This is a genomic window from Rheinheimera sp. KL1, assembly GCF_001275035.1.
Classification (GTDB): domain Bacteria; phylum Pseudomonadota; class Gammaproteobacteria; order Enterobacterales; family Alteromonadaceae; genus Pararheinheimera; species Pararheinheimera tangshanensis.
The window spans coordinates 50,041-68,953 of the sequence record NZ_LAMX01000009.1 but is presented as its reverse complement, the minus strand read 5'-3'; the positions used below and the strand labels follow the sequence as shown (position 1 = coordinate 68,953).

The window sequence follows — 18,913 nt, the reverse complement described above, 5'->3', positions numbered from 1 at the left end:
ATTTAATTGGCCAGCATTAGCTCTGTCGCGACCTGATTACGACCACGCACTTTGGCTTCCAGCAATACTTTACTACTGCGGGATAAAAACTGATGCCAGTTTTCCGCTGTGTTATAGATGCTGACCCCGAGCGATATAGTGATTTTAGGTAAGGTCTTTTTACTTTTTGCTGAGACAAACCTTAGTTTTTCTACTCCTTTACGCACTTGTTCGGCGATTTCACCTGCAGTACGTAAATCAACATCAGGTAACAAAATCAGGAATTCTTCACCGCCAGAACGCACAGGTAAGCCACTTTCCTGCACATAACTGGCAATTTTGCGGGCAACTTTACTTAAAATCACATCACCGACGCCAAAGCCATAGTCCTGATTAAACTGGGAGAAATGATCTAAATTCACCGCTATGGCGGCAATACGGCGACCTGGATTTTCAGTCAGCCATAAATCCAGATGTTCCTGCATCGCCAGCCTATTGTACAAGCCAGTTAGCGGGTCCAGTTGACGTTCTTTTTTCAGATGGTCCAGTTCAGAGCGCAGCGTGTGGCACTGCTCGTTCGAAAAGTCGAGTTGGTCTTTGAGTTTTTGCTGACTGGCTTTGATCGCATAAGTCGCGCTAATCACTTTATTGACACTGTCGCGGCTGCGATTGGCGTTATTTGGGTCTAAACCCAGCAGCGCCTGATCCAAAACATCAATGTATTGTTGCACTGCTTCGCTGGCAATATCTGTGGTGCCAGATAACTTGCCCAGCATAGTCGTGACCTGGCGGGTGAGTTCTTCCTGACGCTGGTGTTGTGGGCTCAGCCATTGGCTATACAATTCCGCCAGCACAAAATCGTCAAAGTTACTCTGAACTGCCAGTTTTTGTTCTATGGCCTGGCACAGTCCGTCATTTTGACCGTTGATATACTCATAGATCACTGTGTAATTGACCGGATGGGCTGCCAAACGATGCCGCTGCAAAAAAGCGGCAGTCAACGCTGCTTTTTCACTTGCCTGCTCGATTGAGTCCTGATATTTCATGCCAAATACAACTCCACTAAATACTACTGCTAATTTAGCCTTCAAAACGCAATGTTACGCGAAACTTACACAGAGGCAAGCTGACTGATGTTGTTAAGCTGACATATCTGTTAGAAAAAGTCTGCATATCCAGCCTTATTAATGACTTATTTTTTAAGTTTTTTTTCTGATCGCGCAAAAAAGCGCAGATTGTCGGTTAAAAAACGACATTTTTAGCTGTTCTGAGTCAATTATTGCGGCCAGTATCCAAAAAGCGCAGCCCGAAGCGCTGGTCGTCAGAACTGAATGGAGTAGAATCAGGAAAAACACCAGGGAGAAAGAGAATGCGTCAGAGGATTATGTTTTTCTGCATGGCCTTTTTAATGACCGGCTGCAGCAGTCAATCCGCTCAACCTATAGATTTCGATCAGTTTGCCGAGCAGCTATGGCAAGCCGAAAAGAAGTTGGATAACCGCAGCAAGACCAGCTTACCTGATATGTCAGCAGCGACTTTGGCGGCTCAGGCCAAACAAAGACAACAGTGGCTGGATAAACTGCAGCAAATAGATAGTTCTGCTTTGACTGAACAGCAACAAATTAACTATGCGATTTTAAGCTATAGCCTCGAAGACGCCCTGTCGGAATATCAGTATGGCGCGCATATGATGCCTTTGACGTCTGAATCAGGCTTTCACAGCGCCTTGGCATTTATGGTTTCCGGCACTGAATTTAAAACAAAACAAGATTATCTGGACTATCTTGCTAAATTAAAAACAGTCCCGGCTTATATGCAGCAGCAAACGGAGTGGATGAAACAGGGACTTGCCACAGGCATGACTCAACCTAAGGCTGTGCTGGCAGGTTTTGAGCAAAGTATCCTGGCTTTTATCAGCAAAACTCCGGAACAAAATGTGTTCTACCGACCTTTTCATCAAAAGCCGGAATTTATCGATATTGAAAGTTGGCAGGCGTTGCAGTCAGAAGCTCAGCAAGTGGTGACGCTGCAATTGAATCCTGCTTATCAGCAGTTTTATCAGTTTATGGTTGAGCAGTATTTGCCGGGGGCTCGTGACAGTATTGCAGCCAGTGACTGGCCTAAAGGTCGTGAGTATTATCAGAACCGACTGGAGCATTACACCACGTTAAAGCTGACACCAGAGCAGGTGCATCAGATCGGACTGGATGAAGTAGCTCGTATTCGTACAGAAATGCAGGCCATCATTACCAAGGTTGGATTTAAAGGCAGTTTTGCTGAGTTCATCCAGTTTCTACGCACTGATCCGCAGTTCTATGCCAAAACCCCAACTGATTTGCTAAAAGAGGCCTCTTTTATCGCTAAGAAGATTGATGCTGAACTGCCTAAATACTTCAGAACCTTGCCCCGCACTCCTTATGGCGTAGCACCTGTTCCGGCGGAAATTGCGCCTAAATACACTACAGGGAGATACGCCGGCACCAACAGAGATGACAGAGCGGGTTTTTATTGGGTCAACACCTACGCGCTGGATCGTCGTCCTTTATATGAAATGGAAGCTTTAACTTTGCATGAAGCCGTGCCTGGTCATCACTTACAAATTTCGTTAGCGCGTGAACAATCGTCACTGCCCGAATATCGGCGTAATTTTTACACTTCAGCTTTTGGAGAAGGCTGGGGTCTCTATGCGGAATATCTGGGTATCGAAATGGGGTTTTATCAGGATCCCTACAGTGATTTTGGCCGTTTGACTTATGAAATGTGGCGAGCTGCACGTTTGGTGGTGGATACAGGTATGCATACTATGGGGTGGAGCCGTCAGCAAGCTATTGATTTTCTTGCAAGCAATACAGCTTTATCCATGCACAACGTAACTACTGAAATCGACCGTTACATCAGTTGGCCAGCTCAGGCACTCTCTTATAAGTTGGGTGAACTGACGATCAAAAAATTGCGTAAAGCAGCACAACAGCAGTTGGGGCAGGATTTTGATCTGCGAGAATTCCATGATGTAGTACTGCGCAATGGCAGTGTGCCCTTGTCAATTTTAGAGCAGCAAGTGGCCAGCTATATTCAGCGGAAAAAGTAGTCATAAAAGGTTCTGAACCGGGGATAGTTTTTCGCTGTGATTCTGTCATAGGATTCTGCCCCTGGCTCTGTTAAAGTGCCGCTGCTTTAAGTGAGCTGGTTGCTGTAAAAGGGAGTTATGTTTTCATGTGGATGTTGTTATTGCTGTTAGCCGTGGCACCTATAGTGTTTTTGGCTTTGAGGTTGGATCAACTAGGCAAAATGCAAAACAGATTAAAAGTGCAGTTACATTTCGCTGAACAACAGTCTGTGCAATTAGAGCATCTGGCGTTTTGGCTCGCTGAAGAACAAAGCCAGCAATTACTGGCTAAAGTCCATCAGGCCGGACGTACTCAGACGAAAGCTCCGGTCTGGTATCTGCACACCGAGCTTTTATGTAAAGCTATTCCGGTGTTATGTAAAGAGCAAGCCAATCACAACATGTTACCGCGGCAGGCTGTAGCCAAATTTCTGAAACAACAGAATCAGTTAACCTTTAATGAGATGGAAAACTTTATTCGTCATCATTCTGCGCTGACCGAACTCTGGCAAAGTAATACGCTGACGTCCTATCTCAAGTTATGCCAGCGTGCGGTTGAAATGGTACAGGACTACCAGCCTGTCAATGCCGATCGTTTGGCGGGTTGAAGTGTAGTGAAGAAAGCTGTTAATCGCGCAGGAACACTTTGGGTGCCGTATTGATTTGACCATCTTCAGTAATGCTGGCCATTTTTTGACCGGATTTGAGTACAGCGAGTCGTTGTTGTTCCTGTTGCCGCACAAAAGACAGCTCGTAGCCAAAACGTTGTAACTCAGACACCGAGAATTTCTGCGCCATGCTGAGCATTTCCCAGAAGTAGCTCAGGTCTCTGGGTTCACGTCGTCTCTCTTGCTTCATCGCAGTTCCCCTTGTCTTGACTCATTTTTATTATATGTTGCCATTCTGCTGAACTAACGGGCATGACAGACAATCTGTTGCCTTTTTTCACCAGTGGTAACTGCTCTAGCTTAGTTGACTGTTTGAGTTTGTCGAGTGACAACAGCCGGGGGAATTTCTCTACAAATTGCAGGTCTACTGCAACCCAAGGCGCTTTGGTGCCAGTTGATTTTGCATCAAAATACGGACTTGAAGAGTTAAACTGACTGGGATCCGGATAGCTGTTTTGTACCACTTTCGCCACACCCGCTATACCAATGTCCTTGCAACTGGAATGGTAAATAAACACCAGATCACCGATTCTCACCTGATCCCGTAAGAAGTTCCGCGCCTGATAATTCCGCACTCCTTCCCAGACTATGGCTTGATCCGGTGCTTTGGCAAAATCATCAATGCTGCATTCTTCAGGTTCAGTTTTAAAAAGCCAGTAGTTCATCGGCGCTCCTCTGGAGCAAGGATAAAAAGGTACTTTAGCCTGAACAGCTTGGGCTTCACCAGTCAATTTTGCACTCTGCACTGGCTTGCTGCACAATAGACCCATTACTATTGTTCAGGAGCTGCTTATGAGTCAGGTGTTGTCCGACTTATTATCCCTTTTAAAACTGGAAACCATAGAACAAGGTTTATACCGCGGTCAAAGTCAGGATCTGGGCTTTAAAGCTGTGTTTGGTGGTCAGGTGATGGGGCAAGCCTTGTCAGCCGCCAAAGAAACAGTGGAAGCAGACCGTAAAGTGCATTCGTTCCACTCGTACTTTTTGCGCCCGGGTGATGCCAGTAAACCTATAGTCTACGAAGTAGAAAATATTCGTGATGGTAAAAGCTTCAGTACACGGCGGGTCAGCGCTATCCAATTTGGTAAACCAATCTTTTATATGACGGCATCTTTTCAGGCGGAAGAACAAGGTTTTGAACATCAGGAACTGATGCCTCAAGTGCCTGGCCCTGATGAGCTGGTTTCTGATTTAGAGTTTTACCGTGAGCATGCTCATCTGATCCCTGAGTCTTTACGCAGTAAATTTATCTGCGAAAAACCAATAGAAATGCGCCCTGTAGCTTTCCATAACCCATTTAACCCACAAATCAGTCAGGCCAAACGTTATGTCTGGTTTAAAGCCAATGGACTAATGCCGGATGATTTGCGGGTGCATAAATATTTGCTGGCTTATGCGTCGGATTTCAACTTCCTGCCTACCGCTTTACAGCCACATGGTAAGTCCTTTATGGCGCCTAATATGCAGGTTGCTACCATCGATCATGCGATGTGGTTCCATCATGATTTCCGTTTTGATGACTGGTTGCTTTATGCAGTGGATAGCCCAAGTGCGTCCGGCGCCCGTGGTCTGGTGAGAGGCCAGTTTTTTAATAGGGATGGTGTGTTAGTCGCGTCCACTATGCAGGAAGGAGTGATCCGCAGTTACGATAAATCCCGTTGATCGCTTTGCGCTGGGACAAAAAAACCACCTGCTGATGAGGTGGTTTTTTTATGGCACAGAGAGTTATGTTTTTTTCACTATGCTCAGCACAGTCTGCAGTATATCTGCTCTTAGCAGGCCGTTTACTGTTTGTTGCAATGGTAACAAAATAGCCGTAGCTTCCAATTCGTTTTGCTCGTTAGTATGACAATAACCTGCTTCGCGAAGTGCCGTGATTAAAGTCGCAAACAGCTGCTTATCAAGGTATTCAGGAGAGCTGATGCCATGCAAAGTGCTTAAACGCTGTGCCAGTTGATGGCTTTGCTGCTCTAAATCGGCACGTGTCAGCGGGCTATGTAGTTGCAGTAAATTCAGCACCACCGCATAACGCTGCAGCACATCTTGCGCATTGTGTGCCAATAGTTCCAGCATAAAATGCCCGGCCTGCTGCACCGGAACTGCTTGTAAAGATGGACCCACAGCTTCGATGAGCTGGTGTTTTTGCAGCTGTTCCAGTAGCTGTTCTATATATGCATTAAAGTGCTCTGGCTTTAAAAACAGCTCATGTTGCAGCAAGGGTTGTAACAACTGACAAATATTGATCAATTGTACTTTGCTTAACTGTGGATGCTGCAATAAAGCTGTAGCCAAAATTGCCGGCAGCATAAATAAATGACAGACATTATTGCGGTAGTAACTTAATAAAATCGCGTTTTCGGGTGTCAGTTGAATAATCTGACCGAAGCTGTCTTGTGACACCTCAACTTTCTTCAGGCTAATGGCATGATCAATCCATTGACTGACCGAGCCTTCAGGCAGAGTGACGCCGGCATGGTAAGGCGCATAGTGTTGTAAGTTACGGTAAAACTCCAACTGACGGGTCAGCTCCTGCCGCGTCAGTGAATGCTGGCGTGTCGCCAGTAAACAGGTGGCGATCAGGTTAATACTATTCAGCGCTGCTGCCTGATTAATCCGCTGCATCATTTCGGTGGCCAGTGTCGCTACCGCAGGATTTAACCAGGCTGGTTTTTGCGTATCGGCCGTCTCCATCGACGCGCGCCAGTCAGGTGCCTGCTGGTTTAAAAATGCATTCAGTGATATCGGCTGGCCGAAATTGACATAGCCATAGCCATAATCCCGCAGTTTACGGGCTGCACTAAATACGCCGCTAATGGACTCTTTTTTCTTGCTGGAGCCTTTGAGTTCGGTCAGATAGGTATTGACCTCCATCACATGCTCATAACCAAGGTAGACAGGCACTAAGCTGATAGGTCTGTCTATACCACGCAGCGCTGCTTGCACTGTCATTGCCAGCATACCGGTCTTAGGCTGCAATAAACGCCCCGTCCGGCTACGACCGCCTTCCGAATAATACTTTACCGGGTAACCTTTGCTGAACAGTTGGCTTAAGTATTCGCGAAACACCGCTGAGTACAGCTTTTCACCACTAAAACTACGGCGGATAAAAAAGGCGCCACCGCGGCGGAATAAGGTGCCGACAGGCCAAAAATTCAGGTTAATACCAGCGGCTATATGAGGTGGAGCTAAACCCTGGTGGTAAATGACGTAACTAAGCAGCAAATAATCCATATGACTGCGATGGCAAGGCACATAGACAATTTCGTGGCCTTTTTGCACTAAATCTGTCAGTACCTGACCATTGTGCACTTTTAAACCTGAGTACAGTTTTTTCCATAACCAGCCAAGGAACCGATCGCCTACTCTTAAGGTGGATTCGCGGTAATCCGCCGCTATCTCTTCCAGCAGCTTCAAAGCTTCAGTCCGAGCTTCCCTGATACTGATTTTTTTACTTTGAGCTTCTTCTTCAATAGCTTTTCTTAATGCATCGGAAGCGAGTAAGGAGTTAAATAATGCGGCTCTGTCTGGTAATTTCGGGCCAGTTGCAGCCAAACGCTGGCGATAAAAGTGGAAACGCGCTACTCGCAATAACTTATGGGCCGTGTCTTCGTTGACTGTGGCATTTTCAATAATCTGCCGTACTGAGACGGCTTTACTGAAACGCACCAGGGTATGACGACCGGAAATCAACACAATAAACAGCTTGGCGAGCCAGCTTGGCGATTCAGATTCACCCAGCATAGACTTCACACTGTCTTCTTTACCCGGAGCGCGGCCCCAGAGCACTGAAACTGGAATAAGTTGCGCTGAAAAATTTGGGTCCCGCTGATGCGCCTGTAATAAAGCTAAACCTTGTTGCAAAGCATCGGTGGAAGCGCGACTGCCCCAAAGCACACGAGGTTGTTCGAGGAAAATAGTACGGGGTAAGGTGGTGTTGCCCAATTGCACTGGTGCCATAGGATCAGGCAAGCCTAACTTATGACAGATACGGGCTAAAGTGGCCAAATCGCTGGAGGAGGCGGTTCTGCTGATATAAAACACAGGCTGTTTGGGGTCCAGCGCCAGATTTTCTGCTACAGGTTCTGGCACTATTTTGCATCTGACCAAAGGCTTCAGTGGCCAATACAGCAGCTTTGCTAACCATGTCATTGGTTTTAACATATCAAATCCGTACTTATAAACAGCCGCTAGAATAGCATGGAAGGTCTTACCAGCAAAATGCTTGGCAGACTGCAAAAGGCTGTATATACTCACAGTATCCACTGTATAGGTATTCAGCATTATGCGTCCATTAACACCACGACAAGCCGAAATTTTGCAATTGCTTAAAGATTATCAGGCCGCCTCAGGTATGCCGCCAACACGAGCTGAAATTGCGACTCAGCTTGGGTTTAAGTCTGCCAATGCCGCGGAGGAGCATTTAAAAGCCCTGGCGAAAAAAGGTTTTATCGAAATGATGCCGGGCACCTCCCGTGGTATCCGTTTGGTTGAAGATGACGCTGCCAATGATGTGGAAGAAGAAGAGCCGGGTTTGCCATTGATTGGCAAAGTTGCGGCCGGTCAACCTATTCTGGCGGCAGAACATATCCAGCAGCGTTATCAGCTTGATGCCAGCTTGTTTAAACCTAATGCCGACTTTTTATTAAAAGTGCAGGGCATGAGTATGAAAGACATTGGTATTTTAGATGGTGACTTATTAGCCGTGCACAAAACCACTGAAGCCCGTCAGGGGCAGATTGTGGTCGCCAGAGTTGAAGATGAAGTCACAGTAAAGCGTTTTCGCCGTGAAGGACAGATGGTTTATCTGCACCCGGAAAACAGCGATTTTGATGTGATAAAAGTTGACTTAAGCCAACAGCATTTTGCCATTGAAGGCCTCGCCGTTGGTGTGATCCGCACCAGCAGTTGGTAAAAAATCTACCTGACTCAATAGTTTGCTAATACATCAAGCACTGGTACGACCATTCGGTTTTATCGGTGCTTTTTCATTTTTCGGGTTTACTTCTGTCTGTTCCTTGACTAATTGTTAGATGCAACTGATAGCAAAATATACAAATCAGTGCACCGGTTTTAGTTTTCTAAATCGGGATAATAATAAAAATGGCAATTGCGGACTAAAGACGAAGTTGGATGTGAAGTGTCTTTGAATCTGCAATTTGCTTTGTGCAAAGACAGAGGAGAAGTCACGTGGCGAAAACCAGTTATCTGTGTTGGTCGCTGCTAACCTTTTTGCTTGCGTTTTCGACGCAGTCTGCAGAAATGCCTTTGAACATGACTCAAGGGGTTACAGAAATCAGTCAGCAGGTTTACGGCCTGCATATGAAGATTTTTTACATTTGCTGTGCAATAGGGGTAGCGGTTTTTGGGGTGATGTTTTGGTCCATCATCCATCATCGTAAGTCGAAGGGCGTCGCGCCTGCCCAATTTCACGAGAGCACCAAAGTTGAGCTGCTTTGGACCGCTTTACCTGTGGTTATTCTGATTTTAATGGCGATACCCGCCACCCAAACCCTGATTGCAATGGAAGACACTTCTGAAGCTGATGTCACTATTTTAATCACCGGCTCACAGTGGAAGTGGCACTACAAATACATGGACCACAAAGTAGAGTATTACTCGTTGCTGGCCACACCCCGTAAACAAATCGAAAATAAACTCAAAAAGGGTGAAAACTACCTGTTGGAAGTTGACAGGCCTTTGGTGATCCCCACAGGCAAAAAAGTGCGCTTTTTAGTCACATCAGATGATGTGATCCATTCCTGGTGGGTACCTGCTTTTGCTGTGAAAAAAGATGCCAACCCTGGTTTTATTAATGAAGCCTGGACCAAAGTTGATTATCCAGGCATTTATCGCGGCCAGTGTGCTGAACTTTGCGGTAAAGATCACGGCTTTATGCCTGTAGTGGTCATTGCCAAAGAGCAAGCCGATTTTGATCAATGGATAGCTCAGGAAGCCGCCACTCAGGCTGCGGCTAAAGAAGAAGAACAAAAATTGCTGTCGATGAATATGAGCAAAGAAGAATTAATGGCTCTGGGTGAAAAAACCTATATGGGCTACTGCGCTGCCTGTCATCAGCCTACAGGCATGGGGATCCCCGGTGTGTTCCCTGCGCTTAAAGGCAGCAAAATGGCGCTGGAAGATTTACCTGCCCATATCGATATAGTATTGAATGGTAAAACTGGCACGGCCATGCAGGCGTTTGGTAAACAGCTGAGTTTAAGTGAAATTGCAGCAGTGGTTACCTATGAGCGCAATGCCTGGGACAACAATACAGGCGATCTGGTGCAAGCTGCCGACATCGCCAAAGCACAAAAACCATAGGGGGCGCAGATGAGTACTGTTACTACAGATCCACATGCTCATGCTGAGCATGAACATCATCACGGACCAGCCAAAGGCTTAAAACGCTGGCTTTATACCACCAACCATAAAGATATAGGCACTTTGTACCTGCTGTTTGCACTGACGATGTTTTTTATCGGCGGAGCTATGGCTATGGTGATCCGGGCCGAATTATTTCAGCCAGGACTGCAAATTGTTGAGCCGAACTTTTTTAATCAGATGACCACAGTGCATGGTCTGATTATGGTGTTTGGTGCTGTGATGCCTGCCTTTACTGGCCTTGCCAACTGGCTCATTCCTATGATGATAGGTGCGCCTGATATGGCGTTGCCGCGGATGAATAACTGGAGCTTCTGGATTTTACCTTTTGCATTTAGCATCCTGCTGTTGTCTTTATTTATGGAAGGTGGCGGCCCCAGTTTTGGCTGGACTTTTTATGCACCGCTATCCACCACCTATAGCAATGACAGCACTGCACTTTTTGTGTTCTCAGTTCATATCATGGGTATTTCATCCATTATGGGCGCTATCAACGTGATAGTGACCATTATGAATCTGCGCGCTCCAGGCATGACTTATATGAAAATGCCATTGTTTGTCTGGACCTGGTTTATTACGGCTTATCTGCTGATTGCTGTGATGCCTGTACTGGCTGGCGCCGTGACTATGGTGCTGACTGATAAGTATTTTGGCACCAGCTTCTTTGACGCGGGCCAGGGGGGGGCGATCCTGTATTGTTCCAGCATATTTTCTGGTTCTTCGGTCACCCCGAAGTGTATATCATGATATTACCTGCTTTTGGCATCATTTCAGCCATAGTGCCAACCTTTGCCCGTAAGCCTTTGTTTGGTTACGCCTCTATGGTGTACGCCACTGCCAGTATCGCCTTATTGTCCTTCTTAGTTTGGGCGCATCATATGTTCACCACCGGCATGCCGGTGTTTGCTGAGCTGTTTTTTATGTACTGCACCATGCTGATTGCAGTGCCGACTGGGGTGAAAGTCTTTAATTGGGTGGCCACTATGTGGCGGGGCGCCATGACCTTTGAAGTGCCTATGATGTTTGCCCTGGCCTTTATTGTACTTTTTACCATAGGAGGCTTCTCTGGCCTGATGCTGGCCATTACGCCTGCTGACTTTCAGTATCACGATACCTATTTTGTGGTAGCGCATTTCCATTATGTGTTAGTTACAGGCGCTATCTTCTCCATTATGGCGGCTGCCTATTACTGGCTGCCGAAATGGACAGGCCATATGTACGACGAAACCTTGGGGCAGTGGCATTTCTGGTGTTCGTTGATTTCCGTCAATGTACTGTTTTTCCCTATGCATTTTGTTGGCTTAGCCGGTATGCCACGACGGATCCCGGATTACGCACTGCAATTTGCTGACTTTAATGCACTTATTAGTATTGGTGGTTTTGCCTTTGGTTTATCCCAGTTGCTGTTTGTCGCTCTGGTGGTGAAGTGTATTAAAGGCGGCAAAAAAGCCACAGCTCAGGTGTGGGAGGGCGCTGAAGGACTGGAGTGGACTATCGCATCTCCTGCGCCTTATCACAGCTTTACTACACCACCCGAAATTAAGTAGGGGGCGTTATGGCACTGAAGCATCAACCTATAGTGGTTAAATTGTGTTTGCTGACCGCAGCCATGTTTGGTTTTGGTTATGCTTTAGTGCCTTTGTACGACGTGTTTTGTGATTTAACAGGCCTGAATGGTAAAACCTCGACTATGGCAGCGACGGCAGAAGCTGCTATACCGGATAAAAAACGCGAAGTGCTGGTGGAGTTTATTGCCCGTCCGAATAACAACATGCCCTGGGTATTTGAGCCTGTGGTACACAAACTTCGGGTGCATCCGGGCGAAATACACCGTATTGATTATCTGGCGCACAATGTCACAGGCCGGGCTATGACAGCTCAGGCTGTACCTTCGGTATCGCCGGGGCAAGCCGCTTTATATTTTAATAAAATGGAATGTTTCTGTTTTACCCAACAACATCTGACGGCAGGTCAGCAGTTACTCATGCCGTTGCAATTTTATGTCGATCCCGCACTACCGGAACAGTTCAGCACTATCACTTTGTCTTACACCTTGTATGAGGTAGACGCTGTCACCCCGGTCACTGCACAGACAGCAACAGGGGATAACAATGAGTGAAAAATACGAACATTATTACGTACCAGAGCAAAGCCCGTGGCCCATAGTGGGCGCAGTCGCCTTGTTTATGATTGCTTTTGGCGCTGGCAATTATGTGAATGAAGTCACCAAAGATCAGCCGGGTTATGGCGGCTACTTACTCCTGGCTGGTGTTGCCACTTTAATTTTTATGCTGGTGGGTTGGTTTCGTAATGTCATAGATGAGTCTATGAACGGCTTGTACAGCAGGCAACTCGACCGATCATTTCGTCAGGGTATGAGCTGGTTTATTTTCTCTGAAGTGATGTTTTTTGCTGCCTTTTTTGGCGCTTTATTCTACGCCCGGATGATCGCAATTCCGTGGCTGGATGGTGCCAGTAATAATGCCAGTACAGCAGCCGTATTGTGGCCGGCCTTTGAGGCAGCCTGGCCTTTGTTGAAAACTCCGGGAGGCACTGAAACTCAGGCTATGCCATGGCAAGGTTTACCTTTATATAACACTGTCATCTTATTGGTTTCTTCTGTGACTTTACATTTTGCCCATATGGGGCTGGAGCAAAATAAAAGAGGCCAACTGAAGCTGATGTTAGGACTTACTATCTTATTGGGGGCTTCATTTCTCTATTTGCAAGGTGTTGAATATGTGCATGCTTATCAGGATTTAGGTTTAAAACTAGACTCCGGTATTTACGGCAATACCTTCTTTTTACTGACAGGATTTCATGGTTTACATGTGACCTTAGGGGCCATATTTTTACTGGTGATGTTTTTACGTATTGTACTGAAAAACCATTTTACCGCTCATAAGCATTTTGCTTTTCAGGCTGCGGCCTGGTATTGGCATTTCGTTGATGTGGTTTGGTTATGTTTATTTATTTTTGTTTACGTGCTGTAAAGCAGCGGCGGGTCTGACCGACCCGCCTTATTTAGTAGGGCCTGTGGTGCGGTGTGATCAAACCAAATTGTAAGGCTAGGATCACAAACAATAAGACTATGGCCGACCACCAGACACGGCGGCCTAAAAACTTCGACATGCTGGGCTGATTTTCATCGTTTTTCAGCATCAGAAACAAAGCACGAAATAAGTTAAAAACAATAAAGAGCAGTAGTGCAATGAGTAAAAGTTTAATCCACATAAAACCTCGCTTAGGGCTGGTCACCGTATGACTGCCAGGCCCTTTGTTACTCATTTAAGTCGCAACTGGCTGTTGGCTGTATTCACTCTGGTCGCTTTTGTGCTTTTGATCAAGTTAAGTTACTGGCAATGGCAACGCGCCGAACAAAAGCAAACTCAATTGGATCAGTTGCATACTGCAGAGCAACAAGGGCCTGTGCATTGGCTAGATTTAGCCTCAGTGCCGGCTGAGCAACAAGATGGCCTGATGCTGCAAGGTAAAGCCGTCTGGCTAAAGCCTGCGGTCTGGTTGCTGGATAATCAGCTTATTCAAGGCAAAGCAGGCTACGACGTGGTGATCCCTGTGCTGGTGTCGAATCAAGGTCCTGCAGTCTTAGTCAATTTAGGTTGGGTTGCCGCACCGCAAAGCCGTGATCAACTGCCCGAACTTAGTATTCCTGAATCATTTGAATTAAAGGCATTGCTACGGACTGAACTGAAAGGCTTTCGGCTTGGCCAGAATTTAGAAGACACAGGACTGTGGCCACAACGAATGCAGCAAGTCGAACCTGCTGAATTGGCAAAGGTACTAGGGCAGGAATTGGCTCCGGTTCTGCTGTATCAACAACAATCCCCTTATCTGTACCACTATAAAGCTGTGGTGATGCCGCCGGAAAAACACCGGGCTTATGCGTTGCAATGGTTATTGTTGGCTGTGGCTGTAGTAGTGATCGGCTGGTTTATGTCAAAGAAGGAGCTTTAAATGGCGAAGAAGAAATTTTTGCTGCTGTTTTTGTTGTGTTCTCTATTACCGCTGGCTTTTGCTCAGGCATTTTTATCTTTGGGCTGGTTTGGTGGCGCCACTACGAATAAAGGTCAGTGGCTGAGCGAAGAAATTTTGTTATTACCCAAAGCCGCTGGTGATGTGCATTGGCGGCTGGTCTATGTCAGCGATAAAGCCGATTGTGACACTCTTTGTCAAAATGCCCATTATGGTATGCAACAGGTGTATACGGCCCTGGGTCGCAAACAACAACATTTAGAGTTATGGCAATCCGGTGGTACTCAATCGCATAAATTGCTTTGGCAGGCAAATCCTGTGGGTGTTGATGCGTTACAGCAAAAGCTGGTGCTGGTGGATCTGAATGGGTTGGCATTGATGACCTATCCGGTCAGCGCAGACAAAACTCAAATAGTACAAACCGGCAAAGCTATTCTGACGGACTTAAATAAATTATTGAAATACGACAGGGGGTTGTAATGAAAGCCCTGAAAGTTCTGGTTAGCTCTGCTGTTGTATTGGCGATGTTGGTGATTTTATTGGGTGCCTACACCCGTTTGACCGATGCCGGTTTAGGTTGCCCGGACTGGCCTGGCTGTTATGGCTTTTTAAAAGTGCCAGAGCAGGCCCATCATATTGAGCAAGCAGAAGCTTTGTATCCAGAGCGACCGCTCGAAAGCCATAAAGCCTGGAATGAGATGATCCATCGTTACTTTGCTGGCACTTTAGGTTTGCTTATTCTGGCCATTTTCCTGTTTAGTCTGAAACAAAAGCGACTGCTGTTACCTTCGCTGCTGTTGGGGTTAGTGGTTTTTCAAGCCGCTTTGGGCATGTGGACTGTGACTTTAGCTCTGCATCCTGTAGTTGTGATGGGGCATTTGCTGGGGGGCTTTAGCCTGCTGTCATTATTGGCGTTGTATTGGTGGCAATTGCAACCTGCACCTTTGATTGCAGTAAAACAAAGCCTGAAGCTGTTGTTTTGGCCTGTGTTGTTGGTGTTGGTTGCACAAGTCGCTTTAGGTGGCTGGACAGCGGCTAACTATGCGGCTTTAGCCTGCATTCAGTTGCCTGTCTGTGAGGCCGGTTGGAGCAATCAGCTTAATTTTGACGAAGCCTTTTCGTTGCATATGGGCTACGACAATTACGAATACGGTGTGATGAGCCAAAGCGCCCGCGCTACAGTGCATGTGATGCACCGCATCGGCGCTGTGATTACCTTGCTGGTGGTCGCTGCTTACGCCATAGCCCTATGGCGCACTAGTGCGGGTCTGATGAGGAACCTGGCTGTCGCTGTGCTGGTGCTGTTAGTGCTGCAATTTAGTTTGGGGCTTGCCAATGTGGTGCTGCATTTGCCTTTGGCCAATGCGGTGGCGCATAACTTTGTGGCAGCCAATTTAGTCATGTGTCTGGTGGTCATTGGTTATCAGCTGCACAGAAACAAGGAGTCTGCTTATGCTTAAAGTTCTGGCTTTACCCCAACACTATAGTCAGCAGTGGCGTGATTATTACCAACTGACCAAACCTAAAGTCGTCGCGCTTCTGGTGCTGACAGCCTGGGTTGGTATGATGCTGGCGCAACCCGGTTTACCTAAATTTGGCCTGATGCTAGCCGCCACTTTAGGCATTGGCTTATTGTCCGCCGCTGCGGCAGCGATGAACCATATAGTGGATCAGCGTATTGATGCGCAAATGGCTCGTACTTATAACAGGCCTGTAGCCCGTGGCCGTTTATCCACACAACAAGCGGTGAAGTTTTCACTGCTGTTGGCAGGGACTGGTTTTCTGCTGTTATTTATGGCCGTCAATCCACTGACCGCCTGGCTGACCTTAGCAAGTTTGTTTGGTTATGCCGTGGTCTACACCATGTTTTTAAAGCGTGCGACGCCGCAGAATATTGTGATAGGGGGTTTAGCTGGTGCCATGCCGCCGCTGCTTGGCTGGACTGCGATGACGGCCGAAGTACATGCCCATGCGCTGCTGCTGGTGATGATTATCTTCACCTGGACACCGCCGCATTTCTGGGCCTTGGCTATTCATCGCCGTGATGATTATGCCAAAGTGAATATGCCGATGTTGCCCGTCACTCATGGCATTGAATTTACCAAAAGTGCCATATTCCTTTATACCCTGGTGCTGTTTTTAGTCTGCTTGTTGCCTTATCTGGTCGGTATGACAGGAGCTGTTTACCTGGTCGGTAGCACGGTGTTGAACTTAGGTTTTATCTGGTATGCCTGGCAATTAAAATTTAATGCCAAACCTGAAACCGCCATGGCAACTTTTAAGTTTTCGATTTGGCATCTGATGGTATTATTCCTGCTGTTGTTGCTGGACCATTATTGGTTGATATCAGCGCTTTAATAAAAATCAGGGGAAGGTATGCAGAAGTGGTTATGGGTGGTCGTTGCTGTAGTTGCTTTGGCTGCGGGTCTATGGTTGTCAGCCAGTTTTAAATCTGCTCCCGCCGAGCCTGTGGCCGCTCTGGTCTATCCAAGCCCAAGGGCATTAACCGAATTTAATTTGTTGGATGAACAAAAACAGCAAATAGGCCTGAAGGATTTACAAGGACACTGGACCCTGGTTTTTGTTGGTTATACTCATTGCCCTGATATTTGCCCTATGACGATGGCCAAATTAGCGGGTATGTATCAGGACTTAGTCAAACTGACACCTGATCCACTGGAGATTTGGTTTGTCTCGGTCGACCCAAAACGGGATACCCCAGAACAACTAGCCCAGTACATCACCTACTTTAAACAAGCCCCTATCAAAGCCAGAACTGCCGATCATAAAGACCTGTTTCCTTTTATCCGCCAACTCGGCCTGATGTATGCCATTAATGATGGCGGCGAAGAACGTTACACTGTCGATCATAGCGCCAGCATAGCGCTGCTAAACCCTCAGGGCGAAGTAGTGGCGATGTTTAAACCCGAAATGAAACCAGGCGCTGTGCCGCTGATTAACAACCAGCAGTTCTTGGCCGATTATCCTTTGGTGATAGCGGCGACAACCCGATAATCGGCTATCTATAAAACAAAAATAACTACAGGCTTTACAAGCTCTTGCCAAAGGCCCTATGGTGGAGATCTATGCATAACAAGCAGTTATCAGACAGACTCCACCACAGAAGCAGAGCCTTATGAAAAAACTCCTATCCAGCGCCTTGGCCCCACTGCTGATTTTAGCTGCGGCATTTAGCTTTAATTTAAGCGCCGAAGATTTTAGTCAGTATGGTCCAAAACAATTTACCACCACCAATAAATGGACGGCTATAGTCGCCGCCTATGAGCCGGAAATTAAGGCGATTGACGAGGCGTTTGCAGGGCTTAAAGACGCAAAAATTGAAAAAACACTGACCATCCGTGGCGTAAAGTATCAACTGGGTCACTATAAAGGTGAATCCATCGTTATTTTCACTACGGGTGTCAGCGTACCCAACGCCGCTATGACAATGCAAATGGCGCTGGATTATTTCCCTATTGAACGGGTCGTGATGATGGGGATAGCTGGCGCTGTTAATCCACAATTCCAGCCAGGCGATATTGCCATTCCTGAGCGCTGGTACTTTCACGATGAATCTGTGTATGCCAATCCTGATCCTGCAAAACCAGGCCAGTATATTCTGCCCGATTATTATGAACAGGCATTAGCCAGCTACCAACAGCGTAAAAAGCAGGATCCGCATTCGCCAGCTTATGAAAACTTTGGCTATATCTTTCCTGAAGAAATGGCTGTAATTAAACAAGGCTGGGACAGCCCGCAGCAAATGCCTTATTTCACCGCAACGCCACAACTTATTGAGCTGACTAAAAAAGCGGTTGCCACTATAGATCCAATCAAAATGCCATCCGGCCACCCAATCCAGATCAAAGTAGGTGGGAATGGCGTCACAGGTTCGGTATTTTTAGACAATGCAGAGTACCGCCAATGGCTGCAAAAAGTATTTCAGGCAGAGGTGACAGAAATGGAATCGGCCGCTGTAGCTCAGGTCTGTTTTGTTAACGAAGTCGACTGGATAGTGATCCGCTCCGTCAGTGATTTAGCCGGCGGCCAGCAGGGCAAAAATGCCGAAAATGTATTTGACGCCATAGCCTCAGGCACAGGCACTAAATTGCTGTTGGGATTATTGGATCAAATTGTGTTGGTGAAGCCGTAGGTTGCAATCGCCGAAGGCATTGCAACGTTGTGCAATCGGAGCACTACAACGTTGTGCAATCGCGATGCATTACTTATGGTTTTATATGCTGAGTTTTTAATCCGGATATAACTTATCATTTCCCCCACCAGCCCAATCTGCAGAATATACGCCTTGCTTAACCAGCAAATGGAAGGTTGAGTAAGGCCAATCTGATACTTGCTCTACCCAGCCATGCTTCACCGGATTAAAATGTACATAGTCCATATGAGCGTTGAAGTCGGCTCGATCGCGGATCAGGTGTTCCCAGTATCTGCGTTGCCAGATACCTCGTTCTCCGCGTTTTTGTCTACTGGAGCAACGAGACTCTATATCAGGTAAAGCTCTGGAAAATATCAACTTGATTAGTCGCCAGCGCAGAGCGAAATTCGTATCACCCTCTGGTAACTCAATAATGCAATGCATATGTTCCGGCAAAATTACCCAAGCGTGAATGATAAAAGGATGAGCATGCTTAACCTTTCGCACTGCATGACGTAACAGATCTATATGCTCCGTCAGCAGATTGTTATTTTGTCTTTGCTGCAGGTTGACAGTGAAAAAGTACGTGCCACCTTTGCACCACAAACGCCGATAGTCCATAAAGCAAAAGCA

Annotated in this window: 19 protein-coding genes and 1 pseudogene; 14 read left to right on the top strand and 6 right to left on the bottom strand. The window is 46.7% G+C overall.

Annotated features, from left to right (window positions below):
• Positions 1-2 precede the first annotated feature (2 nt).
• Positions 3-1,025, bottom strand: a complete 1,023-nt coding sequence (locus tag WH43_RS03895; RefSeq protein WP_053423341.1) for a GGDEF domain-containing protein — start codon at positions 1,023-1,025, stop codon at positions 3-5.
• Positions 1,026-1,348: 323 nt separating this feature from the next.
• Here WH43_RS03895 and WH43_RS03890 point away from each other — a divergent pair, with 323 nt between their 5' ends.
• The gene (locus WH43_RS03890) at positions 1,349-3,067 is read left to right on the top strand and encodes a DUF885 domain-containing protein (protein WP_053423340.1); all 1,719 of its coding nucleotides are present in this window, start codon (positions 1,349-1,351) and stop codon (positions 3,065-3,067) included.
• Between the two features lie 125 nt (positions 3,068-3,192).
• Entirely contained in the window at positions 3,193-3,693 is a 501-nt protein-coding gene (locus tag WH43_RS03885; RefSeq protein ID WP_053423339.1) for a hypothetical protein, read from the top strand.
• 19 nt (positions 3,694-3,712) lie between these two features.
• On the opposite strand, the gene WH43_RS03880 is transcribed toward WH43_RS03885, so the two are convergent.
• Together WH43_RS03880 and WH43_RS03875 are read right to left on the bottom strand one after the other, a co-directional pair.
• Positions 3,713-3,943 (bottom strand): hypothetical protein, encoded by a 231-nt coding sequence (locus tag WH43_RS03880; RefSeq protein ID WP_053423338.1) that lies wholly within the window; start codon positions 3,941-3,943, stop codon positions 3,713-3,715.
• Positions 3,921-4,418, bottom strand: a complete 498-nt coding sequence (locus tag WH43_RS03875) for an EVE domain-containing protein (RefSeq protein WP_053423417.1) — start codon at positions 4,416-4,418, stop codon at positions 3,921-3,923. Before WH43_RS03875 ends, WH43_RS03880 begins: the two co-directional genes overlap by 23 nt.
• Positions 4,419-4,545: 127 nt before the next feature.
• Here WH43_RS03875 and tesB point away from each other — a divergent pair, with 127 nt between their 5' ends.
• Positions 4,546-5,415 carry an acyl-CoA thioesterase II gene (tesB, locus tag WH43_RS03870; RefSeq protein WP_053423337.1) on the top strand — a complete coding sequence of 290 codons (870 nt, stop codon included), beginning with the start codon at positions 4,546-4,548 and terminating at the stop codon, positions 5,413-5,415.
• Positions 5,416-5,478: 63 nt separating this feature from the next.
• Here tesB and plsB read toward each other — a convergent pair whose 3' ends face one another.
• Positions 5,479-7,914, bottom strand: a complete 2,436-nt coding sequence (gene plsB, locus WH43_RS03865; RefSeq protein WP_053423416.1) for a glycerol-3-phosphate 1-O-acyltransferase PlsB — start codon at positions 7,912-7,914, stop codon at positions 5,479-5,481.
• 121 nt (positions 7,915-8,035) lie between these two features.
• Between plsB and lexA the strand changes: the two genes are divergently transcribed.
• The 5 genes and pseudogenes from lexA to WH43_RS03840 all read left to right on the top strand — a co-directional run bounded on the left by lexA (position 8,036) and on the right by WH43_RS03840 (position 13,127).
• Positions 8,036-8,665 carry a transcriptional repressor LexA gene (gene lexA, locus WH43_RS03860; RefSeq protein WP_185148639.1) on the top strand — a complete coding sequence of 210 codons (630 nt, stop codon included), beginning with the start codon at positions 8,036-8,038 and terminating at the stop codon, positions 8,663-8,665.
• Positions 8,666-8,940: 275 nt separating this feature from the next.
• Complete coding sequence (gene coxB, locus WH43_RS03855) at positions 8,941-10,074, top strand: cytochrome c oxidase subunit II (protein ID WP_286049448.1); 1,134 nt, start codon at positions 8,941-8,943, stop codon at positions 10,072-10,074.
• 9 nt (positions 10,075-10,083) lie between these two features.
• A pseudogene (ctaD, locus tag WH43_RS03850) lies at positions 10,084-11,681 on the top strand (cytochrome c oxidase subunit I).
• Positions 11,682-11,689: 8 nt separating this feature from the next.
• Entirely contained in the window at positions 11,690-12,253 is a 564-nt protein-coding gene (locus tag WH43_RS03845) for a cytochrome c oxidase assembly protein (protein WP_053423335.1), read from the top strand.
• On the top strand, positions 12,246-13,127 hold the full coding sequence (locus WH43_RS03840; RefSeq protein ID WP_053423334.1) for a cytochrome c oxidase subunit 3: 882 nt from the start codon (positions 12,246-12,248) through the stop codon (positions 13,125-13,127). The genes WH43_RS03845 and WH43_RS03840 overlap by 8 nt, the downstream gene beginning before the upstream one ends.
• Before the next feature lie 31 nt (positions 13,128-13,158).
• Here the strand turns inward: WH43_RS03840 and WH43_RS03835 are convergent, their stop codons facing one another.
• Complete coding sequence (locus tag WH43_RS03835; protein ID WP_053423414.1) at positions 13,159-13,368, bottom strand: DUF2909 domain-containing protein; 210 nt, start codon at positions 13,366-13,368, stop codon at positions 13,159-13,161.
• A gap of 27 nt (positions 13,369-13,395) precedes the next feature.
• Here WH43_RS03835 and WH43_RS03830 point away from each other — a divergent pair, with 27 nt between their 5' ends.
• From WH43_RS03830 to WH43_RS03805, 6 genes are all read left to right on the top strand, one after another.
• Positions 13,396-14,109: an SURF1 family protein gene (locus tag WH43_RS03830; RefSeq protein WP_053423333.1), complete on the top strand. Its 714-nt coding sequence runs from the start codon at positions 13,396-13,398 to the stop codon at positions 14,107-14,109.
• Positions 14,110-14,607, top strand: coding sequence for a hypothetical protein (locus tag WH43_RS03825; RefSeq protein WP_053423332.1), 498 nt, complete (start codon positions 14,110-14,112; stop codon positions 14,605-14,607).
• The gene (locus tag WH43_RS03820; RefSeq protein ID WP_053423331.1) at positions 14,607-15,587 is read left to right on the top strand and encodes a COX15/CtaA family protein; all 981 of its coding nucleotides are present in this window, start codon (positions 14,607-14,609) and stop codon (positions 15,585-15,587) included. Before WH43_RS03825 ends, WH43_RS03820 begins: the two co-directional genes overlap by 1 nt.
• Complete coding sequence (gene cyoE, locus WH43_RS03815; protein ID WP_053423330.1) at positions 15,580-16,485, top strand: heme o synthase; 906 nt, start codon at positions 15,580-15,582, stop codon at positions 16,483-16,485. Before WH43_RS03820 ends, cyoE begins: the two co-directional genes overlap by 8 nt.
• An 18-nt stretch (positions 16,486-16,503) precedes the next feature.
• Positions 16,504-17,142 (top strand): SCO family protein, encoded by a 639-nt coding sequence (locus WH43_RS03810; protein ID WP_053423329.1) that lies wholly within the window; start codon positions 16,504-16,506, stop codon positions 17,140-17,142.
• Positions 17,143-17,263: 121 nt separating this feature from the next.
• A complete protein-coding gene (locus tag WH43_RS03805) occupies positions 17,264-18,280 on the top strand; it encodes a 5'-methylthioadenosine/S-adenosylhomocysteine nucleosidase family protein (RefSeq protein ID WP_053423328.1) in 1,017 nt (338 codons plus the stop codon).
• A gap of 96 nt (positions 18,281-18,376) precedes the next feature.
• On the opposite strand, the gene WH43_RS03800 is transcribed toward WH43_RS03805, so the two are convergent.
• Positions 18,377-18,901, bottom strand: coding sequence for an REP-associated tyrosine transposase (locus WH43_RS03800; protein ID WP_053423327.1), 525 nt, complete (start codon positions 18,899-18,901; stop codon positions 18,377-18,379).
• Positions 18,902-18,913 lie beyond the last annotated feature (12 nt).

Coding starts and splice junctions, on each gene's coding strand:
- tesB (WP_053423337.1), top strand. CDS start 4,546: ATGAGTCAGGTGTTGTCCGACTTATTATCCCTTTTAAAACTGGAAACC.
- WH43_RS03810 (WP_053423329.1), top strand. CDS start 16,504: ATGCAGAAGTGGTTATGGGTGGTCGTTGCTGTAGTTGCTTTGGCTGCG.
- WH43_RS03840 (WP_053423334.1), top strand. CDS start 12,246: ATGAGTGAAAAATACGAACATTATTACGTACCAGAGCAAAGCCCGTGG.
- WH43_RS03805 (WP_053423328.1), top strand. CDS start 17,264: ATGAAAAAACTCCTATCCAGCGCCTTGGCCCCACTGCTGATTTTAGCT.
- WH43_RS03820 (WP_053423331.1), top strand. CDS start 14,607: ATGAAAGCCCTGAAAGTTCTGGTTAGCTCTGCTGTTGTATTGGCGATG.
- WH43_RS03895 (WP_053423341.1), bottom strand. CDS start 1,025: ATGAAATATCAGGACTCAATCGAGCAGGCAAGTGAAAAAGCAGCGTTG.
- WH43_RS03845 (WP_053423335.1), top strand. CDS start 11,690: ATGGCACTGAAGCATCAACCTATAGTGGTTAAATTGTGTTTGCTGACC.
- cyoE (WP_053423330.1), top strand. CDS start 15,580: ATGCTTAAAGTTCTGGCTTTACCCCAACACTATAGTCAGCAGTGGCGT.
- WH43_RS03830 (WP_053423333.1), top strand. CDS start 13,396: ATGACTGCCAGGCCCTTTGTTACTCATTTAAGTCGCAACTGGCTGTTG.
- plsB (WP_053423416.1), bottom strand. CDS start 7,914: ATGTTAAAACCAATGACATGGTTAGCAAAGCTGCTGTATTGGCCACTG.
- WH43_RS03825 (WP_053423332.1), top strand. CDS start 14,110: ATGGCGAAGAAGAAATTTTTGCTGCTGTTTTTGTTGTGTTCTCTATTA.
- WH43_RS03880 (WP_053423338.1), bottom strand. CDS start 3,943: ATGAAGCAAGAGAGACGACGTGAACCCAGAGACCTGAGCTACTTCTGG.
- lexA (WP_185148639.1), top strand. CDS start 8,036: ATGCGTCCATTAACACCACGACAAGCCGAAATTTTGCAATTGCTTAAA.
- WH43_RS03835 (WP_053423414.1), bottom strand. CDS start 13,368: ATGTGGATTAAACTTTTACTCATTGCACTACTGCTCTTTATTGTTTTT.
- WH43_RS03875 (WP_053423417.1), bottom strand. CDS start 4,418: ATGAACTACTGGCTTTTTAAAACTGAACCTGAAGAATGCAGCATTGAT.
- WH43_RS03885 (WP_053423339.1), top strand. CDS start 3,193: ATGTGGATGTTGTTATTGCTGTTAGCCGTGGCACCTATAGTGTTTTTG.
- WH43_RS03800 (WP_053423327.1), bottom strand. CDS start 18,901: ATGGACTATCGGCGTTTGTGGTGCAAAGGTGGCACGTACTTTTTCACT.
- WH43_RS03890 (WP_053423340.1), top strand. CDS start 1,349: ATGCGTCAGAGGATTATGTTTTTCTGCATGGCCTTTTTAATGACCGGC.